Source organism: Haloferula sargassicola (assembly GCF_040362925.1).
Taxonomy (GTDB): Bacteria; Verrucomicrobiota; Verrucomicrobiia; order Verrucomicrobiales; family Akkermansiaceae; genus Haloferula; species Haloferula sargassicola.
This window is the reverse complement of record NZ_BAABRI010000001.1, coordinates 177148-196889: the sequence shown is the minus strand read 5'-3', so window position 1 is coordinate 196889 and position 19742 is coordinate 177148. Positions and strand designations below refer to the sequence as shown.

Genomic DNA, 19742 nt, shown 5'->3' with positions numbered 1-19742 from the left:
CCGGCGGTCGATGCCCGCCGCCCCCTTCACGACTTCGCGTCCCTCCCGGCGGGATTCAGAGAGACCCGTCGCGGGGACCCGAAGAAGCTCTTCCCCGCTCGCCAGCTCCACCTTCCTGCCCGGCGGTCGATGCCCGCCGCCCCCTTCACGACTTCGCGTCCCTTCCGGGGATTCAGAGAGACTCGTCGCGGGGACTCGAAGAAACACTTCCCCACCCGCCGGCTCCACCTTCCTGCCCGGCGGTCGATGCCCGCCGCCCCCTTCACGACTTCGCGTCCCTCCCGGGGATTCAGAGAGACTCGTCGCGGGGACTCGAAGGAGCTCTTCCCCACCCGCCGGCTCCACCTTCCTGCCCGGCGGTCGATGCCCGCCGCCCCCCCTTTCACATCTTCACTCCGGCCATCGAGCAGACCTTCTTGAAATGCTTTGGCTCGACCGGGGTGATCGACAGCCGCGTGCCGCGCTTCGTGACCAGCATGCCATCCAGCACCTTCTCGGCCTTCAGCTGATCCAGGCTGACCATTCCGGGAAACTTCTTCACGAACTCGAAATCGACCATCAGCCAGCGCGGATCGTCGGGGTTCGACTTGGGATCGTGGTAGTCCGATTTTTCGTCGAACTGCAGATCGTCCGGATACGGCTCGCTGACCACCCGCGCAATCCCCACCACGCCCGGCGGCTTGGCGTTCGAGTGATAGAACAATGCCAGGTCGCCCACCTCCATGTCGTCGCGCATGAAATTCCGGGCCTGATAGTTGCGAATTCCGTTCCACGGCTCGCGGCCGACGCGTTCGAGGTCGTCGATCCCGAACACGTCGGGCTCCGATTTGATCAGCCAATAGCGCATGCCGACTCCATCCCGCGTGACACGAATTCCCGCAAGCGCAATCCGGCCGGTGTGTTAGCGTCGGCCCCGTGAACTCGCTCGCTGAACGCAACCTCATGATCCACAGCCAGCTTATCGAGCGCGGCATCCACGATCCGCGCGTGCTCGATGCGTTCAGTGCGGTGCCGCGGGAGGATTTCCTGCCCGAAAGCGAGCGCGGCATGGCCTACGACGACCGACCGCTACCGCTGCGCCACGGGCAGACCGCCTCCCAACCCTACATCGTGGCCAAGATGGTCGAACTCCTCGAACTCCCGGAAAACGGACACGCGCTGGAGATCGGCTCGGGCTGCGGTTTCCAAACCGCGGTGCTCGGCCACGTGGCGCAGGACGTGTGCGGGATCGAGTGGTTCCGCGACCTCGCCACGATCGCCATCCAGAACCTGCTGAGCCTCGGTTTCACCCACATCGAGATCCAGCAGGGCGACGGCCTCCAAGGCTGGCCGGACCGCGAGCGGCGCTTTGATGGCATCCTGATCTCCTTCGCCGTGCCCGAGGTGCCGCAGGCGCTGCTCGACTCGCTCGCACCCCGCGGGCGCCTGGTCGCCCCGGTGGGAAACGACGACCTGCAGGTGCTGCGCGTCTATCACCGGCGGGAGGACGGCGGCTTCGATGTGAGCGACCACGACGCGGTCCGCTTCGTGCCCCGTCAGCAGGGCCCGCCCTCAGAATAGCTCGCCCTGCCCCGGCATCCGGCGGCGGAAATGCTCGCCCGTCACTTCCGGCGGGCTCGTCGGCAGCTCGAGCCTGCGGCAGGTCGCGTGAAACAGCGCCCGCATCTGCCCCGCGGCTTCGCCGGTTCCCTTCATTCGCACGCCCGGCACGCTGCTGTTCAAGCGCCCGTCGCGGGCGGCACGGATGCGACCGAGGATTTTCTCCTTCGCGCCCGGCCGATGCCGGTCCAGCCAGTCGCCGAAGATTCCCGCGACCGCGCCGGGCAGGCGGACCATCGAATACATCGCAAAGCGCCCGCCGGCGTCCTTGACGGCTTTCAGGATCGCCGGCAGCTCGTGGTCGTTGAGACCCGGGATCATCGGTGCGGCGCTGACCCCGCAGGAAACGCCCGCCTCGGACAAGGTGCGGATCGCCTCCAGCCGCGCCCGCGGACTGGAGGCCCGCGGTTCGAGGATCCGTGCCAACGCCGGATCGAGCGTGGTGATCGAGAGGTAAACCGCCACCGCGTTCCACTTCGCGAGTTCCACGAGATGGTCGAGATCGCGGGTGACCAGCGCGTTCTTGGTGATGATCACCACCGGCTGGCGGAAGGTCGCCATCACCTCCAGGCAGCCGCGGGTCAGCTCGAGTCTGCGCTCCACCGGCTGGTAGCAGTCGGTCACGCCGCTCATGGAAATCTTGCCCAGCCGGTAGCCCGGCTTGGCCAGAGCGGCTTCCAGCAGGCGGGGCGCGTCGTGTTTCACCACGATCCGCGACTCGAAATCGAGGCCCGCGGAGAAGCCGAGATACTCGTGGTAAGTACGGGCGTAGCAGTAGCTGCAGCCATGTTCGCAGCCGCGGTAGGGGTTTAAGCCGTAGTCGAAGGACAGGTCCTCGGCGGTGTTGCGGGCCAGGATTTCCCGCGAGGCGTCGCGCAAGAACTCGGTCTGCAGCGGCCGCGGGTCGTCATCGACCCACGCGTCCTCGTCCACCTCGACGCGCATCGGCTCGAAGCGGTTGGCCGGATTGTCCTCTGCTCCACGCCCGCGCATGCCGTTCACTTGAACACATTGATGAGGGAATGCAAGAATGGGGCGGCGGGCATCGACCGCCGGGCTGGGCGGTGGCAGATTGATGACAGGGTGACTTGGTTGGAGTTCCTACCGGCGGGATGTGGGGAGACTTCGCGTCCCTACCGACGGGGTTCGGAAAGACTCGTCGCGGGAACTCGGAGGGGCTTTCCCTGGTGGCCAGCTCCACCTTCCTGCCCGGCGGTCGATGCCCGCCGCCCCCTTCACGAGTTCGCGTCCCTACCGGCGGGGTTCGGAGAGACTCGTCGCGGGAACTCGAAGGGGCTTTTCCTGGTGGCCGGCTCCACCTTCCTGCCCGGCGGTCGATGCCCGCCGCCCCCCTCGTGTCGACGCCCGCCGCCCCCCCCTTCGTGTCGGTGCCCGCCGCCCCGGGTCGGCCGAATTGCCTTGGCGGGCCCCGCACCTTGTCGATTGAAGTAGCGCGTGCCGAAGCCCGGACAAACCGCCGCCACCGCGTTGGTCATCGCCTCGATGATCGGGACGGGCGTGTTCACCTCGCTCGGCTACCAGCTTTTCGATCTGGTTTCCGGCCCGCAGATCGCGCTGCTGTGGGCGATCGGCGGCGCGGTGGCGCTGTGCGGCGCCTTCTGCTACGCCGCGGTGGCCGAGGCGCACCCGTCCTCCGGGGGCGAGCATCATTTCCTGACCGTCCTCTTCCACCCGGCGCTCGGGTTCATGGCCGGGCTGCTGTCGGCGATCGTGGGCTTCGCCGCCCCGACCGCCGCCAGCGCGATCGCGCTCGGCGAGTACCTCCATGCCTCGTTTCCGGACGTTCCGGTGAAAACGACCGCCATCGCGGTGATCCTGCTGGGCACGCTGGCCCACGCCTTTTCCCCGACCACCAGCGCCCGCGTGCAGATCGTCGCCACCGGCATCAAGCTGGCGCTCATCGCGGCCTTCATCTCAGCCACGATGTTCCTGCCGGGAAAAGGCGACATCCCGTGGTCGATCCAGCCCGCCCGCGACCTGGCCGGCATCTGGTCGCCGGCCTTCGCGGTGGCGCTCTACTTCGTGTTCTACTCCTATTCGGGCTGGAACGCCGCGGTGTACGGACTGGAGGAGTGGGAGCGGCCGGCACGCACGGTGCGGCGGGCCTTGGTCGGCGGCACGCTGTTCGTCACGCTGCTCTACATCGCGCTGAACGTCTCGTTTCTCCTCGCCGCCCCGGTCGAGGCGCTCAAGGGACAGAACGCGGTCGGGGAAATCGCCGCCACCCAGCTGTTCGGCAAGGACGCCGGGCGGGTCGTGTCGTGCCTGTTCGCGATCGGGCTCTTCGCCTCGGTCAGCGCCATGCTGTGGGCGGGCCCGCGGGTGCTGGCGGCGATGGGTCGCAACGTCCCCGCGCTCCGTTTCCTGACCCCGGGCGGCGGTGCCCCGCGGGTGCCGCTGATGATCCAGACGGCGCTCGCCATCCTGTTCACGCTGCTGACCGGCTTCCGCGAGCTCGTCGTTTACACCCAGACCGGCCTGACGCTGTGCACCCTGCTGGTCGCCGCCGGCGTGTTCCGCCTTTCAGGGAAAAAACCCATCGTCGCGGCGGCGATCTTTCTCGCCTTCACCGCCTTCGTCATCGTCCGCTCGGTCATCGCCGAGCCTGTGGCGGTGGGTGCCGGACTGGCCACCGCGCTGGCCTGTGCTCTAGTGTGGTTCCTGCTTCCCCGATCCTCCTCATGAAACGCCTCATCCTGCTCGTCCCCGCGCTGCTGCTTTTCGGCTGCAGCCAGGAAATCCCGCCCCAGGGCGGCACCGTCACCGCCCTGAACCCGGCCCGCGACTTCCAAGTCGTGGAGGGCGAGGCGACCGTCGATGACATCGCGCGCTTCCTCGCCGGCCGCCCGGTGCTCCACGGCACCCAGCTTTCCGAGTGGCAGCGGCGCGACGGCGACTACCACACCCACGCGCTGACCATGGACGTCCGCTGGCGCAATGCCGGCGCGCGGCGCACGGTACGGGAGGCGCAGTACTACTACACCACCACCCGCAATGCGATGGGCTCGCCCTCGACCGTGGTCTATCCCTTCGGCGGACCGGACATCCTCTACGCGACCTCGATGTTCCCGAAGGCCTCGACCTACGTCCTGCTGGGCCTCGAAAAGGCCGGCTCGGTGCCCGACCTTTCCGCCGGCAACCCGCTGCCGCTGCTCTCCAGCCTGGCCAGCGTGCTCGAGGAGCCGATCCTGCACGGCTACTTCATCACCGAGGAAATGCGCAAGGCTCCGCCGGTGACGCCGATCCTGATGACCTCGCTCGCGCTGATGGGCGACCGGGTGGAAAGCGTGTCCGGCATCGACGCGGCCGGCCGCCAGGGCGTGGAGATCCGTTTCCGCGATGTCCACGGCGGCGGCTCCAAGCGGGTCATCTACGTGTCGGCCGACCTTTCGAATGGCGGCTTCGGCTCGTTCCAGCCGTGGCTCGACCGCTACGCCGGGGGCGCCGTGTATTTCAAGGCGGCCTCCTACCTGCCGCACGACTCGTCGTTTTCCCAGATCCGCAGCTGGGTGCTGAACAAGGCCGGCGTGGTGCTGCAGGATGACTCGGGCATTCCCTACAAATACTTCGACCAAGGCACGTGGAACACCACCCTGCTCGGCACCTACGAGCGCCCGATCCCCTTGTTCGCGAAGTTCCGCCAGCCCGAACTGGCCGCGGCCTACGACTCGATCGGCGGCGCGGGCCCTTCGATCCCCTTCGGCTCCGGCTACCACATGCGGCCCGAGCAGGCGAACCTGCAGGTCCACCGCCGGCGCTAGATCTGACCGCGCTCGATCGGGGCTCCGGACGCGGAGGAGGCACCGAGGTCCTTCTCCAGCTCCGGAGCCACCAGGCCGGCGGAGAGGATCAGCTTGCTGGCCTCCTCGAGCGACATGTCGCTCATGGTGATGCGGTCGTTGTCCATCAGCACCACGAAGCCGGTCAGCGGATTCGGTGCGGTGGGGATGAACACCGAGGTGACCTCGGTGCCGGTGCGGCTGTCATGGAAGCTGCCGGTCACGAAGCCGACCAGCCGGCAGCCGGGGCTTGGATACTCGACGAAAGCCACGCCCTTGAAATTCCGCTCCGAGCCCATGCCCTTGATCGCCTCGACCAGTTGCTGGATCGAGGAATAGAGGAAGCCGATGACCGGGATCCGCTCGAAGCGCAGCTCGATCCACTGGAGGATGTGCCTGCCGAGGGAGTTCGTCACCGCAAAGCCGACCGAGAACACGATCAGCACCGGCAACAGGGCGCGGAGGAACTCGGAGCCGGGAAACTCGAAGCGCCAGAACCCGGGATCGCCTGCCCGCTGGCCGCGGAGCTGGTTGAGGAAATCGTAGAGGCCGTCGATGATCGCATCGCCGGCTTCGCCGAGGATCTTGTAGATCAGGACGAGGATCCACAGCGTGGCCAGGATCGGAATGACCGAGGCCACGCCCGCCAGCAGGGTGCTGAAGGCTCTTTTCAGTCCGGAGGATCGCGGAGAGGCGTGGGGATTGGAGTCGTCCATCGGAAGGCGCACGATCCATACCCGGACCGCCCGGATTGGCAAGCGGCGGCCCTGACGGGAGCAGGGAATTTTGCGCCCCCGGATCCGGCCTTCCGGTCGATTCCTTGAAACACTTGGGTCTCCCGACACATTATACTTCAACCCATGATGATCCGCCCCTTGCGACTGTTTTTCCCTCTGCTCGCCCTCATTTCCGCCGCCTCGGCGGCCGACAAGAAGCCGAACGTGCTGCTGATCCTCGTCGATGACCTCAAGCCGGTGACCAGCTGCTACGGCGACCCGGTGGCGGTCACGCCGGCGATCGACAAGTTCGCCGCCAGCGGCCTGCGTTTCGACATGGCCTACTGCAACCAGGCGGTCTGCGCGCCGTCGCGCCAGAATTTCATGCTCGGCTCGCGGTCGACCTCGACCGGCATGTATCACCTCGGCCAGAACCTCCGGAAAGTCCTGCCGGACGCGGTGACCCTGCCGCAGTACTTCGCCAAGTTCGGCTACAAGACCCAGTCGCTCGGCAAAACCTTCCACGTGGGCCACGGCAATCACGGCGACCCGTCCTCGTGGTCGGTCGAGCCCTTCCGCGACCAGGAAGTCGAATACGCACTGAAGGAAAGCACCGGCGGCAAGCTCACGCGCGAGGAGGCCTACTTCAACAACATCCTCAACCGCCCGATCGGCGAACTGCCGAAGGGACCGGCTTGGGAAATGGCGGACGTCGCCGACGAGGCCTACGCCGATGGCCGGGTCGCGGCCGAGGCCATCAAGCGCCTCGAAGCCGCCGCCAAGGCGGACGAGCCTTTCTTCATCGCCGTCGGCATCGTGCGCCCGCACCTGCCCTTCACCGCACCGAAGAAATACTGGGACCTCTACGATCCCGAGAAGCTGCCGATGCCGAAGGTGCTGACCTTTCCGAAGGACAGCCCGCCGGTAGCCCACAAGCAGGGCGGCGAGATCGCCAACTACAAGCCGGTCCCGCCGGACGGCAAGACGGACGAAGAACTCACCCGCCAGCTGATCCACGGCTACTACGCCTCCATGAGCTACGCCGACGCCCAGATCGGCAAGGTGCTCGACACGCTCGACCGCCTGAAGCTCTCCGACGACACCATCGTGATGCTGTGGGGCGACCACGGCTGGCACCTCGGCGACCACGGCATCTGGACCAAGCACACCAACTACGAGCAGGCCAACCGCATCCCGCTGATCTTCCGCGCCCCGGGCGTCACCAAGCCCGGCACCACCACCGAGGCGCTCGCGCAAACCGTGGACATCTACCCGACTCTCGCCGCCCTGGCCGGCCTGCCGAAGCCCGACGGCCCGCAGCCGATCGACGGCAACAACCTGCTGCCGGTCCTCAAGGATCCGTCGGCCAAGGTGACCGACCACATTTACCACGCCTTCCCGCACGCGCTGCTCGGCCGCGCCATCCGCACCGACCGCTACCGCATGGTGGAGTGGAAAAAGGTCGGAGCACCCGCGAAGACGGCGAAATACGAGCTCTACGACTACCAGCGGGATCCGGATGAAACCCAGAACCTGGCCGCCAAGAAGCCGAAGGTGATAGAGAAGATGAAGTCCCTCCTCGCCCAATATCCGGAGGCGGTCAAACCCTGACGCCCGCTCCGCGAAAACCCGTCCACGCTCGTGAAAGCCGATCGAAACCGCCGCCTTGCCGAGCTCGACGCCGTGGTCCGCGAGCAGCATGCCAGCCTGCGGTATTTCATCCGCTCGCTCGGCGTGAATTTCGCCTGGGTGGATGACCTGGCGCAGGAGACCTTCCTCATCGCCTACCGGAAATGGCACGAGCTGGACGATTCGGCGAACGCCGGCCCGTGGCTGCGCCGGATCGCCCGCAATCTGGTGATGAACGAGATGGCCAAGTCCGGCCGCCGCCAGCGGTTGATCGATGAAAACCTCACCACGCTGCTGATCGAGGCCGCCCCGATCGGCCCCGAGCCGGGCGAGCTGGGCGACGCCGAAGTCCGGCATCAGGCGTTGCGCGGCTGCCTGGAGCGGCTCACCCTGCGGACGCGCAAGGTGGTCGAGGCGCGGTATTTCCGCGACCGCAATGCCACCGAAATCGCCGCCGAGCTGTCGATGACCTCGGTCGCGGTGCGAAAAGTCCTTTTCAACGCCCGCCAGAACCTGGCGGCCTGCCTCAACTCCGCCCAAATGGATCCGAATTCCTGATGAGCACCCCGAATCCCTTGTTCGACGAACTTTTCTCCGAACTGCTCGACGGCGAGCTGGACGCGGAAGAGCGCGCCCAACTGGTCGATCTGATCCGCAACGACCCCCGGCTGCTCCAGGAAGCGCGGCGGCAGCTCGCCATCTCCGGGGAGATCGCCAAGCTGCGGCCGGAGCTGAGCGACCGCAATTTCCTCGCCGCCATGAGCACGCACCTGCGGGCCGTGGGCGATGAGAACCCCGATGATTTTCCGGCACGGGTGGCTGGCCGCATCCAGCGCGCCCGGCGCCGCACGATGACGCTCACCTCGCTGGCGCTCGCCGCCTGTGTCCTGCTTGCGACCGTGCCGGTGCTGTTCCTGAAACGCAGCACACCGAGCCTCGCGAAGACGGTCGCGGTCGCCATTTCCCTGCCCGATGCCGGCGGCGGAAAAGCCAGGACCGAATCCGTCCAGGCAGGCCGCGAGATCCACCTCGATGCCGGACGCATGCGGCTGGAATTCCAGAACGGCGCGGTGGTGGCGGTCGAGTCGCCCGCCTCGTTCACCATCACTTCCGGCGAACAGATCGACCTCCATCAAGGCAACCTCAACGCCTGGTGCCCGGAATCCGCCCACGGTTTCCGAATCAACACCCGGACCGCCCAGCTCAAGGATCTCGGAACCTCGTTCGGAGTCTCGGTGGGAAAGAACGGCACCTCGGATTTCCTGGTGCTGGAGGGCAAGGTCGAGGTCTCCAACCAAGGAGCCTTCCGCACCGTGCCGAAGGGCGAGGCGGTGCGCGCCTCCTCGCGGCAGGAGCTCGAAACCCTCGACTTCGAGCCGTCGGCCTTTTCCCGCACCTGGCCGTTGGCCTCGGGCATCGAGAACACCCACGGTGCCGTCATTCCCGCTCCGCCGAACACGCCCGAAATCGTCGCCGCGCACGAGGATGACCGCCATATCATCGTCATCCCCGAGCTGAGGGACATCGAGCTTCCGCAATCGATCGATGCCGACATCACCGAGCCCGGTCTCTACGAGGGCGGGACGGTCTGCGGTCCCCATCCTCTCATTTCCCCCCCCGGCCGCCGCGGCCGCAGCTTCCTGCTGCGCTACAATCCCGTCGGCATCGTGGACGTGACGGATTTCAAGCGCTTCGAGGGTTCGGTCACCTTTGACCGGCCGGTCCTCGCCATCGTGACCTCGCCGGACAAGCTCGACGCCTCCGACCATTACACCTCGGCCGCCCCGCTGCCGGCGACGGAGGAGGATCTGTCCATGCGGGGGCTGGAAGGAGCCCAGCCGCCGAATCCGACCGATGGCGTCCAGCTTTCCACCGACCGGCGCACCGTTTCCGTGATCTTCTGGGCCGGCGAATCGGTCGATGAGATCCGCGTCATCACGGCCGAGGACTGACCGCCCCACCGCGGCTCCGCCCGCCCGCGCGGCGGTCGTCGCATCAACCTGCCGCTCCCTTTTGTTTCCCGAAAAACCCAGCCTGCTTTCTCATGCGATTCCTTCCCGCCCTTCTCGCGCTCTTTGCCCTGCCCGTTTTTGCCGACGACCGACCGAACGTGGTGCTCATCATGGTTGATGACATGGGTTACTCCGACCTCCGCTGCTACGGCGGCGAGATCGATACTCCGAACATCGACTCCCTGGCCTCGCACGGGCTTCGATTCACCCAGTTCTACAATTCCGCGCGCTGCTGCCCGACCCGCGCCACCTTGATGACCGGCCTGCACCCGCACCAGGTCGGCATCGGCCACATGACCGGGGAAAACGCCGACACGGACCGATCGGTCCCGCCCGCCTATCAAGGCAATATCAACGATTCGTGCGTGACTCTCGCCCAGGTCGCCAAGTCCGCGGGCTACGCGACCTACATGTGCGGAAAATGGCATCTCGCCGGCAAGGACCCGGCCGACTGGCCGCTGCAGCGGGGTTTTGACCGCTACTACGGCTGTCTCGCGGGAGCCGTGCACCAGTTTCACCCGTACGGCGCACGGATCATGTACGATGGCAACAAGCCGGACCCGCACCCGCAAAGCACCACCGACCGCCCGTTCTACACCACGGACGCCTTCGCCGACCATGCCATCCAGTACATCCGTGACCACGAGGAGGGACCCTCCAAGGACGACCCTTATTTCCTCTACCTGGCCTTCACCGCGCCGCACTGGCCTCACCACGCTCACGATGAGGAGCTGGAGAAATACGAGGGCAGATACTCGATGGGCTGGGACAAGCTGCGCGAACAGCGCTTCGCCCGGCAGAAGGAATCCGGGCTGATTCCGGCGAAATGGGAGCTCTCGCCCCGCGATGCCGAGGTGCCCGCGTGGGACTCCCTGAAACCGAAAAAACAACACGAATGCACCGATCGCATGGGCGCCTACGCGGCGATGATCGACCGCGTGGACCAGAAAATCGGCGATCTGATGGCGGCGCTGAAGGAGACCGGTGACTTCGAAAACACGCTCATCCTTTTCCTCGCCGACAACGGAGCCTGCGCCGAGGTTTCCCTGCTCGGCGTCGGCGATCCGCGCACCGATCGAGCGCCGGAGACCGACCTGACCCGCCCCAGCTACGGCAAGGCCTGGGCCAACGCCTCGGCCACACCTTACCGGCTCTACAAGCACTTCGCCCACGAAGGCGGCGCGAACACGCCCTTCATCGCGCACTGGCCGAAGCGGATCCAAGAGGGCCGCGACTGGTATCGCGAGCCCGCCCAGATCATCGATGTCATGGCAACCTTGATCGATGTGTCCAAGGCGACCTATCCGAAGACTTTCGAAGGCCACAAGATCACGCCGATCGACGGCATTTCGCTGGCTCCGGCTTTCGATGGCCAACCGCTCGCCCGCAACGAGCCGATCTTCATCGAACACGAGAACAACGCCTTCGTCCGCGACGGCGAATGGAAGCTCGTGGGTCGCAACGTGTCGCCCGCCAGCGGTTTGAAGCCCAGGCGCTGGGAACTCTATCACATGACCGACGACGGCACCGAGCTCCACAACCTGGCCGCGGAGATGCCCGAGCGGGTGAAGTCGATGTCCCGGCAATGGAGCGGCTGGGCCGAGCGGGCCCACGTTTATCCGAAGCCCGGCGGCAGGAAGTGATCCCATCGCCATGAGCTTCATCAAAACCCTCACCGCGCTCGCCCTGGTCACCCTCCCTGGTCTCGGTGAGATTCAGGAGCTTCGAAAGGTCATGCCGCGGGAGGCGATCGAAGCCGGCCTGGAGGCGCGCGACCGCGCCCTGTTCATCAAGGAGGGCTGGATCCGTGATCCCTACATCACGCTCGGCCCGGACGACTTCTACTACCTCACCGGCACCACTCCGAACCCCGGCGAAGAACGCGAGAAAACCGATCCGCTCAACATCGGACTCGGCAACGACTCGATCGTCGGCGGCACCGTGCAGGTCTGGAAAAGCAAGGACCTGATCGACTGGGAGTCCCTTGGCACGCCCTTCACCATGAAGGACAGCTGGCACCAGGATCCCGGCGACCTGGTCTGGGCGCCGGAGATCCACTGGATGCCGGACCGGCAATGCTGGGCGCTGGTCCATTGCCCGGAGGCCAAGGCGAACTTCGCGCTCACCTCGGGCGCCGGGCTGTCCGGCCCGTGGACGCATCCGATGAAAAATCGGCTCGGCCGCAAGCACGATCCCTCGCTTTTCCTCGATGACGGACGCTGGTGGATGCTGTGGAGCAACACGATGCTCGCCCCCTTGTCCGCGGACCTGTCCCGCTTCACCGCCAAGCCGGTCCGCATCGATCCCGCCGGCACCCGCCCCGGCGCGGACGGCAAGCCGATCTCCCGCATCGGCCACGAGGGCGCCACCATGATCAAGGTCGGCGACCGCTACGTCCACCTCGGCACGGCATGGTCGACCGACCGCATGCGCAAGGGCTCCTACAACCTCTACTACTGCACTTCCCGTAACATCACGGGTCCCTACGGCCCGCGGAAGTTTGCCGGCCGCTTCCTCGGCCACGGCACGCCGTTCCAGACGCGGGACGGCAAATGGTGGTGCACCGCCTTTTTCAACGCGAACGCGCCCCCGCTGGAACGGAAAGACATCGAGTCCCGCGATCTCTCCCGGACCGCCCAGACCATCAACCCCCGCGGCACCACCATCGTGCCGCTGGAAGTCGGCAGCGACGGCGAGGTTTTCATCCGTGCGCTCGATCCCGCCTACGCCACGCCCGGCCCCGACGAGAACCAGAAGTTCCAACCCTGACCGCCATGCGCACCTTTTTCCTACTGCTCCTCCTGGCGCTCGGCGTCCGCGCCGCGGAGCGGCCGAACTTCCTGCTCATGGTGGCCGACGACCTCACCTGGTCGGATCTCGGCTTCGCCGGAAACACGGATGTCCGCACGCCGCACCTCGACTCCCTGCGCAAGGAGGGCATGTGGCTGACCCGCATGTTCACGCCGGCCACGACCTGCTCGCCGACCCGCAACGCGCTCTACACGGGCCTGTTTCCCATCCGCTCCGGCGCCTATCCGAACCACGCCTGGGTCGAAAACGGCACCCGCAGCGTTTTCACGCACCTGAAGGAGGCCGGCTATCGCGTGGCCTTGCAGAACAAGGAACACGTCGGCCCGAAGGCCAGCTACCCCTACGAGCACATCGAGGGCGCGGACGACCTGACCCAAACCCGCGCCTTCGTCGATCGCAATGCCGACCAGCCGTGGTTCCTCGTCTTTGCCTCCAACGATCCGCATTCGCCGTGGACCCGCGGGCCGAAGTACGATCCTGCCCGGATCAAGGTCCCGCCCTATCTCCACGACAACGCCCAGACCCGCAAACAGCTCGCCCGCTACTATGGCGAGGTCAGCAAGCTCGACCAGCAGGTCGGCGACCTGCTCAAGCTGCTCGATGAAACCCAGCAGGCGGACAACACCGTGGTGATCTTCGTCAGCGAGCAGGGCTCGTCGTTTCCGTACGGCGGCAAGTGGCTGCTCTACGACAACGGCATCCGCGCCACCACGCTGGTCCGCTGGCCGGGCAGGGTGGCACCGGGTTCAAGCTCGGACGTGCTGCTGCAATACACCGACATCACCCCCACCGTGCTCTCGATCGCCGGCATCGACCCCGCGAGTATCTCGCCCGGCCGGCCGGACTCGGCGGAAAAGCTCGGCTTCGACGGCAAGGACTTCACCTCCATCCTGTGCGGTGGAAACGATCCCCTCCACGACTTCATTTATGCCCAGCATACCACGGTGGGCATCTTCGGATTCAGCGAACCCTATCCGATGCGCGCGGTCCGCGACCGGCGTTTCAAATACATCCGCAACCTGGTCCCGGAGAATACCTACGAAATCAACGGCATCCACCGCTCCCAGCCGTTGAAGTCGTGGAAAAAAGATGCGGCCAACGATCCGGAGCTGCAGAAGAAGATCGACTTTCTCTACCATCGTCCGGGCGAGGAACTTTACGACCTCGAGAGCGACCCGTTGGAGCAGCACAATCTTGCCGGTGATCCGGAATTCGCCACGAGGAAAGCCAAGCTCTCCGAAGCCCTCGACGCGTGGATGAAGCAGCAGGGCGACCGCGGCATGGCCACGGAAAAGGAGGCCCGCCACCATCAGGACAGCCGCTTCCGCAAGTGACCGGCGGACCGTGATCCGATGCAAGTTCATCCACGCCCCCCGGGTATCCCCCACCCATGAAACGCAGGAATTTCCTCCAAAACACCAGCTTCGCCGCCACCGCCGCCCTGATCGGCCGCTCGTCGGCGGCCGAAAGCGACGCCCTCGAAACACTGGCCGAGCACCGCATCGAACAGATCGAATTCAAGGAGGTCCGTTTCAGCTGGCCACGGCTCGTCGGCAAGAACTCGCGGCTCGATGTCCACGGCCAGCACCATCGCCTGACCGCCGCCGTGGTCCACACCGACAAGAGCGCGACCGGCTGGGGCAGCGCCTGGCGGCCCGACGACGGACTGACCGATCTCATCCGCGGCAAGCGCGTGTCGGAGTTGATCGATCCCGCCAGCGGCATCCTCAACCCCCAGCTCCACTTCCTCGATTTCGCCCTGCACGATCTGGCCGGCATCATCCTCGACCAGCCCGTGTATCAAATGCTCGGCGCCAAGGGACCGAAGGAAAGCCTGCTCTACAGCGGGATGATCTACTTCGACGAGTTGGAGCCCAAGGACCACCCGGCCGGGCTCGACAAGGTGATCGAGAACTGCGCCTGGGACCTCGACCACGGCTACCGCCAGCTCAAGGTGAAGATCGGCCGCGGCGGAAAATGGTATCCGCACGACGAGGGGCTGAAAACCGACATCGAAATCGTCCGTCGCATCCATGATACCTTCAAGGATCGGGGCGTGGAGCTGCTGGTCGATGCCAACGACGCCTACAGCGTCGAGGACGCGATCGCCTTTCTCGAAGGCATCCGTGGCGTGCCGTTGTTCTGGTTTGAGGAGCCCTTCCGCGAGGACCGGGAGAAGACCAAGCAGCTGCGCGACTGGATGCATGGCAACGGCTATGAAAACACGCTCGTCGCCGACGGCGAGGCCGACCCCGATCCGGCCTTCTGCCTCGAACTCGCCCGCGAGCACATCCTCGACGCGATCCTGCACGATACCCAGAGCTACGGTTTCACCGCGTGGCGGAAACTGATGCCCAAGCTGGTCGGATGCGGCACCGCAGCCAGTCCCCACGCCTGGGGCGATCGTTTCAAGACGAACTACACGATCCACCTCGCCGCCGGCCTCGGCAACTGCTGCACGATCGAGGGCGTGACCTGCGAGTCGGAAGACGTGGACTTCGGCGATTACCCCCTCGAAGACGGCAAGGTCACCGTCTCGGACGCCCCGGGATTCGGCATGAAGCTCCTGGTGTGACGTCAGGAGCCGGCTTGCCAGACGGGCCGCAGCAGGGAAGCTTCGGAGCCGTCGAATCGGAAACCCCGTATCAACCGCCGGCCGCCGATCCCGGCGACAAGCTCGTCCCAGAAGGCTCGGCCTGCCGTGCCTGCGGAAGCCTCAACACCTCGCGGCCAACCGTCCTGAAGCGGAGGATGGGAGCGCTGCAGTTTTTGCTGTTCGGCTGGTTGGCCCTGCTCATTCACACCGCGTTTTCCAAGCGGATTGACCGCTGCGCAGATTGCGGCGCCGAATGCCGCTACCGCACTGTCGCATCATGGATGGCCATGGCGCTTCTGATCCTGATCGTCGTCAGCATGGCCGCCGGCATCATCGACGATTTCGTCCAATAAAAATCGGGGTGGTCCCCAGACCACCCCGATGGAAATCCATTCAGGCAATTCGCCGGTCAGACCTCGGCCTCGTCCGGCTCGGCCTTGGTTTCGATGGGCTCGAAGGTCAGCTGCTCGCTGTCCTTGGGGCAGACGACCTTGACGGAATCGCCGGCCTTCACGTCGCCGCGGAGGATGGCCTCGGCAAGCGGGTCCTCGAGGAACTTCTCGACCGCGCGCCGCATGGGGCGGGCCCCGTAGCTCGGATCGTAGCCTTTTTTGACCAGCAGGTCGCGGGCGGACGGATCGAGTTCCATGGCGATCTCCTTTTCGCGCAGGCGCTTGAGCAGCTTGGCCACCTCGAGATCGACGATCTTGTCGAGGTCCTTCTTCTCGAGCATGTGGAAGACCACCAGCTCGTCGAGCCGGTTGAGGAACTCGGGGCGGTAGTGCCGCTTCGCCTCCTCAATGATCTTCTCCTTCATGTTCTCGAAGTCCGCCTCGTCCTCGGCCATCGCGCCGAAGCCAAGCGCCGTCTGGCGCTTCACGCTCGCGGCCCCGACGTTCGAGGTCATGATGATGATCGTGTTGCGGAAGTCGATCTTGCGGCCCAGCGAATCGGTGACCATGCCTTCTTCCAGGATCTGGAGCAGCAGGTTCATCACGTCCGGGTGGGCCTTCTCGATTTCATCGAAAAGCACCACCGAATACGGCCGGCGGCGCACCGCCTCGGAAAGCTGGCCGCCCTCCTCGTAGCCGACGTAGCCGGGAGGCGAGCCGATCAGCCGGCTCGAGGTGAACTTCTCCATGTACTCGGACATGTCGAGCTGGATGAGCGCCTCGGGGTCGCCGAACATGAACTCGGCGAGGTTCCGGGCCAGGTAGGTCTTGCCGACACCCGTCGGGCCGAGGAACAGGAACGAGCCGATCGGCCGGCGGGGATCCTTGAGGTCGGCACGGGAGCGGCGCAGGGCCTTGGAAATGGCGACCACGGCCTCGTCCTGGCCGATGACCGTGCCTTGAAGCTGGCCTTCCATCTTCAGCAGCTTCTCGGCCTCCTTCTCCTCCATGCGCTGGAGCGGCACGCCGGTCCACTTCGACACGACGGACATGATCTCGTCCTCGCCGACATCGACGATGGTTTCCTCCGAGCTGGTCCGCCACGTCTCCAGCGTGTGCTCGAGATCCTTCTTGGCATTCTTCTCCTCGTCGCGAAGCGAGGCGGCCTTTTCGAAATCCTGGTCGGAAATGGCGGCGATCTTCGAGCGATTGATCTCCTCGATCTTCGCTTCCAGCTGCTTGATTTCCGGCGGGCGTGTCATCTGGCCGATGCGCGCGCGGGCGCCGGCTTCATCGAGCACGTCGATCGCCTTGTCCGGAAGATAGCGACCAGTGAGGTAGCGAGAAGTGAGCCGCACCGAGGCCTCGACGGCCTCCTCGGAAAACTTCGCCTTATGGTGGCTCTCGTACTTCTCCTGGAGGCCCTTCATGATTTCGATGGCATCCTCCACCGAGGGCTCGTCCACCTTGACCTGTTGGAATCGGCGCTCAAGGGCGGCATCCTTTTCGATGTATTTGCGGTATTCGTTGAGCGTCGTGGCTCCGACCACCTGCAGCTCCGAGCGGGAAAGCGCGGGCTTGATGATGTTCGACGCATCCATCGCGCCCTCGGCCGAGCCGGCTCCGACGATGGTGTGAAGCTCGTCGATGAACAGGATGACGTTCTTGACCTTCTTGATCTCGTCCATCACCGCCTTGATCCGCTCCTCGAACTGGCCGCGGTATTTGGTGCCTGCCACCATCAGGGCGAGGTCCAAGGTGATCACCTTTTTGTCGCGAAGAATCTCCGGCACGTTGCCGCTGGAGATTTCCTGGGCGAGGCCCTCGACGATGGCGGTCTTGCCGACACCGGCTTCGCCGATGAGGACGGGATTGTTTTTCGTGCGCCGGCAGAGGATCTGGATCACTCGTTCGATCTCGCCCTGGCGGCCGATCACCGGGTCCAGTTCGCCGTCGTTGGCCAGCTTGGTCAGATCGCGTCCGAATGCGCGCAGCGCAGGGGTCTTGGTCTTGCCTTCTCCCATCGCTTCGCCTTCCGGACCTTCGTCCTCGAAGACGTCCATGTCGTCATCGTCGTCGTCCTCCGAATCGGGAGTGAAGTTCGGATCGATCTCGGCCAGGATCTCGTTGCGGGTGCGCTGGATATCGACCTCCATGCGGCGCAACACGCGGGCGGCGACGCCTTCGCCTTCGCGCAGCAGCCCGAGCAGGATGTGCTCGGTGCCGACGTAGCTGTGGTTGAGCGCCTTGGCCTCCTTGTTGGCCAGCGCGAGGACCTTTTTGACGCGCGGGGTGTAGGGAATGGCGCCGGAGACCTTCTGGCCGTTGCCGGTGCCGACTTCCTTCTCGACCTCCATGCGGACGGTCTCGAGGTCGAGGCCCATGCGTTCGAGGACGTTCACGGCGACGCCCTGTCCCAGCTTGATGAGGCCGAGGAGCAGGTGCTCGGTGCCGACGTAGCTGTGATTGAATCGGTCCGCCTCCTTGCGGGCGAGGGCGAGGACCTGTTGCGCTCTTGGGGTGAAATTGTTCATGCGAGTCCGAGGTCGGGTGGCGGGTTTTCCCCGTTGTTTTGATCTTCTATCTTACCGGTATCAGGGGCATCGAGGCTTTGCAACCGGGAGCGGACAATTTCCGCGCGGATCGCATCGCGTTCTTCCGGGGAGAGCTTGCGGCCGCTATGTAGCTGTAAGTGTGCCGGTTGGATATCCATTAGCAGCTCGTCACAGATGCGCACGGTATCATCCTCGAAACAACCGAGATCCGCCCCCAGCCGGAGCATCGAGACGTATTCCAGCGCCTCCTTGGATGAAATGAGCCAAGCGTGCCGGAGCAGGCCGTAGGCGCGGCCGATCTTGTCCCGGACCATGTCCGGGTCATCCTCCATCAGCTTCTCGCGGGCGTAGCGCTCGTTTTTCTCGACCTGGGCGATGACCCGACCGAGCCGCTCGAGGATCGCCTCCTCACTCTCTCCGAGGGTCGATTGGTTGGAGATCTGGAACAGGTGACCGAGCGACTCGGAACCTTCGCCGAAGATTCCGCGGACGGCGAGGCCGATCTTGTTCACCGCCTGCAGGACCTGCCCGATCTGGTCGCTGAGCACCAGCGCGGGCAGGTGGAGCATCGCCGAGGCGCGCATGCCGGTGCCGAGGTTGGTCGGGCAGGTGGTGAGGTAGCCGAGCTTGCCATCGAAGGCATACTCCACCTCGTCGGCGAGCTGGTCGTCGAGCGCGGAGAGGGACGAAAACGCCTCGCCGAGGTCGAGCCCGGGGCGGATCGATTGCATCCGGAGGTGGTCCTCCTCGTTGATCATGATGGCCACGCTCTGGCGCCGCTCGATCACCGCCGCGCTGCCCTCGCCGCGGGCGGCGTGTTCGCGGGAAATCAGATGGCGCTCGACCATGACCTGCTTGTGCATCGAATCGAGGTCCGAGAGCTCCTTGGAAAAGCCGTCCTTCATCGCCGGCAGGGCTTCAACGGTCGGCTGCAGGAGCTCCATCACCCGCCGACGTTGGTTTTTCTTCGCCCAGCCGGGAAAAGGATGGTGGGCCAGGTTTCGCGCCAGCCGGATGCGGGAGGTGAGCACGATCGAGTTGTCCGTCGAGCCGCCCGTCATCCAGTCGGCCGGGTGCTTCATCAATGTGGAAAACCTCATCATCGGCTGGTTCCGGCGTCGGCCCCCTGGGTTTCCAGCTCGCGGATCTCATCGCGGATCCCGGCGGCTTCCTCGTAATTCTCGGCTTCGACGGCGGATTCCAGTCGCTGCCGGAGCTCCTCGAGCCGCTGGCGGCGCATTTGGAGTTCATAGAGCCCGTCGGGCACCTTGCCACGGTGCTCGGTGCCCTTGTGCATGCCGCGGATCATTTGATCGACCTCGGACCGGAAGGTGTCGTAGCAGGTTCCGCAGCCGAAGCGGCGGACCCGTTGCAGGTCTTCGAGCGTGAACCCGCATTCCGGGCAGCGGCGGCCCGAAGAAGGCGGCCGGGGAGCCAGCGGCGCGCTCGCCGGGGATCCCGGTGCGAGCAGCATGTCGGCCAGCGCGAAGCCGGTCGGATCGGTCACGCCGCTATCCTGGGCGCAGTCGTTGCAGAGGGAAATCTTCTTCACCTGACCGCCCACGAGCTGGGTCAGGAAGACCTTCGCCGGTTTGCCACATTTGTCGCAGTCCATCCTTAGGAAAAAACCTA

Annotated in this window: 17 protein-coding genes; 11 read left to right on the top strand and 6 right to left on the bottom strand. The window is 65.5% G+C overall.

Annotated elements, in window-relative coordinates; genetic code table 11:
* Positions 1-382 precede the first annotated feature (382 nt).
* Positions 383-847, bottom strand: coding sequence for an EVE domain-containing protein (locus ABXH26_RS00830; RefSeq protein ID WP_353565121.1), 465 nt, complete (start codon positions 845-847; stop codon positions 383-385).
* A 68-nt stretch (positions 848-915) separates the two neighbouring features.
* Between ABXH26_RS00830 and ABXH26_RS00825 the strand changes: the two genes are divergently transcribed.
* Entirely contained in the window at positions 916-1560 is a 645-nt protein-coding gene (locus ABXH26_RS00825) for a protein-L-isoaspartate(D-aspartate) O-methyltransferase (RefSeq protein ID WP_353565120.1), read from the top strand.
* Here the strand turns inward: ABXH26_RS00825 and ABXH26_RS00820 are convergent.
* Positions 1552-2592, bottom strand: a complete 1041-nt coding sequence (locus tag ABXH26_RS00820) for a PA0069 family radical SAM protein (protein ID WP_353565119.1) — start codon at positions 2590-2592, stop codon at positions 1552-1554. The two genes, ABXH26_RS00825 and ABXH26_RS00820, sit on opposite strands and share 9 nt — an antisense overlap.
* A 462-nt stretch (positions 2593-3054) precedes the next feature.
* Between ABXH26_RS00820 and ABXH26_RS00815 the strand changes: the two genes are divergently transcribed.
* Both ABXH26_RS00815 and ABXH26_RS00810 read left to right on the top strand, forming a co-directional pair.
* Positions 3055-4305, top strand: coding sequence for an APC family permease (locus ABXH26_RS00815; RefSeq protein ID WP_353565118.1), 1251 nt, complete (start codon positions 3055-3057; stop codon positions 4303-4305).
* A complete protein-coding gene (locus ABXH26_RS00810) occupies positions 4302-5381 on the top strand; it encodes a hypothetical protein (RefSeq protein WP_353565117.1) in 1080 nt (359 codons plus the stop codon). The genes ABXH26_RS00815 and ABXH26_RS00810 overlap by 4 nt, the downstream gene beginning before the upstream one ends.
* Here the strand turns inward: ABXH26_RS00810 and ABXH26_RS00805 are convergent.
* Positions 5378-6127: a DUF502 domain-containing protein gene (locus ABXH26_RS00805; RefSeq protein ID WP_353565116.1), complete on the bottom strand. Its 750-nt coding sequence runs from the start codon at positions 6125-6127 to the stop codon at positions 5378-5380. The two genes, ABXH26_RS00810 and ABXH26_RS00805, sit on opposite strands and share 4 nt — an antisense overlap.
* Before the next feature lie 135 nt (positions 6128-6262).
* On the opposite strand from ABXH26_RS00805, the gene ABXH26_RS00800 reads away from it, so the two are divergent.
* The 8 genes from ABXH26_RS00800 (at position 6263) to ABXH26_RS00765 (ending at position 15516) form a co-directional block, all read left to right on the top strand.
* Positions 6263-7726 (top strand): sulfatase, encoded by a 1464-nt coding sequence (locus tag ABXH26_RS00800; protein WP_353565274.1) that lies wholly within the window; start codon positions 6263-6265, stop codon positions 7724-7726.
* A gap of 30 nt (positions 7727-7756) precedes the next feature.
* Positions 7757-8302, top strand: coding sequence for a sigma-70 family RNA polymerase sigma factor (locus ABXH26_RS00795; RefSeq protein ID WP_353565115.1), 546 nt, complete (start codon positions 7757-7759; stop codon positions 8300-8302).
* Positions 8302-9696: a FecR domain-containing protein gene (locus ABXH26_RS00790; RefSeq protein ID WP_353565114.1), complete on the top strand. Its 1395-nt coding sequence runs from the start codon at positions 8302-8304 to the stop codon at positions 9694-9696. The genes ABXH26_RS00795 and ABXH26_RS00790 overlap by 1 nt, the downstream gene beginning before the upstream one ends.
* Before the next feature lie 92 nt (positions 9697-9788).
* Positions 9789-11399 carry an arylsulfatase gene (locus ABXH26_RS00785; RefSeq protein WP_353565113.1) on the top strand — a complete coding sequence of 537 codons (1611 nt, stop codon included), beginning with the start codon at positions 9789-9791 and terminating at the stop codon, positions 11397-11399.
* A 10-nt stretch (positions 11400-11409) separates the two neighbouring features.
* The gene (locus ABXH26_RS00780) at positions 11410-12525 is read left to right on the top strand and encodes a family 43 glycosylhydrolase (protein WP_353565112.1); all 1116 of its coding nucleotides are present in this window, start codon (positions 11410-11412) and stop codon (positions 12523-12525) included.
* Between the two features lie 5 nt (positions 12526-12530).
* Positions 12531-13901, top strand: a complete 1371-nt coding sequence (locus ABXH26_RS00775; RefSeq protein WP_353565111.1) for a sulfatase family protein — start codon at positions 12531-12533, stop codon at positions 13899-13901.
* Positions 13902-13957: 56 nt separating this feature from the next.
* A complete protein-coding gene (locus ABXH26_RS00770; protein WP_353565110.1) occupies positions 13958-15142 on the top strand; it encodes a mandelate racemase/muconate lactonizing enzyme family protein in 1185 nt (394 codons plus the stop codon).
* Positions 15139-15516 carry a hypothetical protein gene (locus ABXH26_RS00765; RefSeq protein ID WP_353565109.1) on the top strand — a complete coding sequence of 126 codons (378 nt, stop codon included), beginning with the start codon at positions 15139-15141 and terminating at the stop codon, positions 15514-15516. Before ABXH26_RS00770 ends, ABXH26_RS00765 begins: the two co-directional genes overlap by 4 nt.
* A gap of 56 nt (positions 15517-15572) precedes the next feature.
* Here the strand turns inward: ABXH26_RS00765 and ABXH26_RS00760 are convergent, their stop codons facing one another.
* The 3 genes from ABXH26_RS00760 to ABXH26_RS00750 are packed head-to-tail and all read right to left on the bottom strand — an operon-like array spanning position 15573 to position 19725.
* The gene (locus ABXH26_RS00760) at positions 15573-18089 is read right to left on the bottom strand and encodes an ATP-dependent Clp protease ATP-binding subunit (protein WP_353565108.1); all 2517 of its coding nucleotides are present in this window, start codon (positions 18087-18089) and stop codon (positions 15573-15575) included.
* Positions 18086-19192 carry a protein arginine kinase gene (locus tag ABXH26_RS00755; RefSeq protein WP_353565107.1) on the bottom strand — a complete coding sequence of 369 codons (1107 nt, stop codon included), beginning with the start codon at positions 19190-19192 and terminating at the stop codon, positions 18086-18088. Before ABXH26_RS00755 ends, ABXH26_RS00760 begins: the two co-directional genes overlap by 4 nt.
* Before the next feature lie 17 nt (positions 19193-19209).
* Positions 19210-19725, bottom strand: coding sequence for a UvrB/UvrC motif-containing protein (locus ABXH26_RS00750; RefSeq protein ID WP_353565106.1), 516 nt, complete (start codon positions 19723-19725; stop codon positions 19210-19212).
* Between the last annotated feature and the right edge of the window lie 17 nt (positions 19726-19742).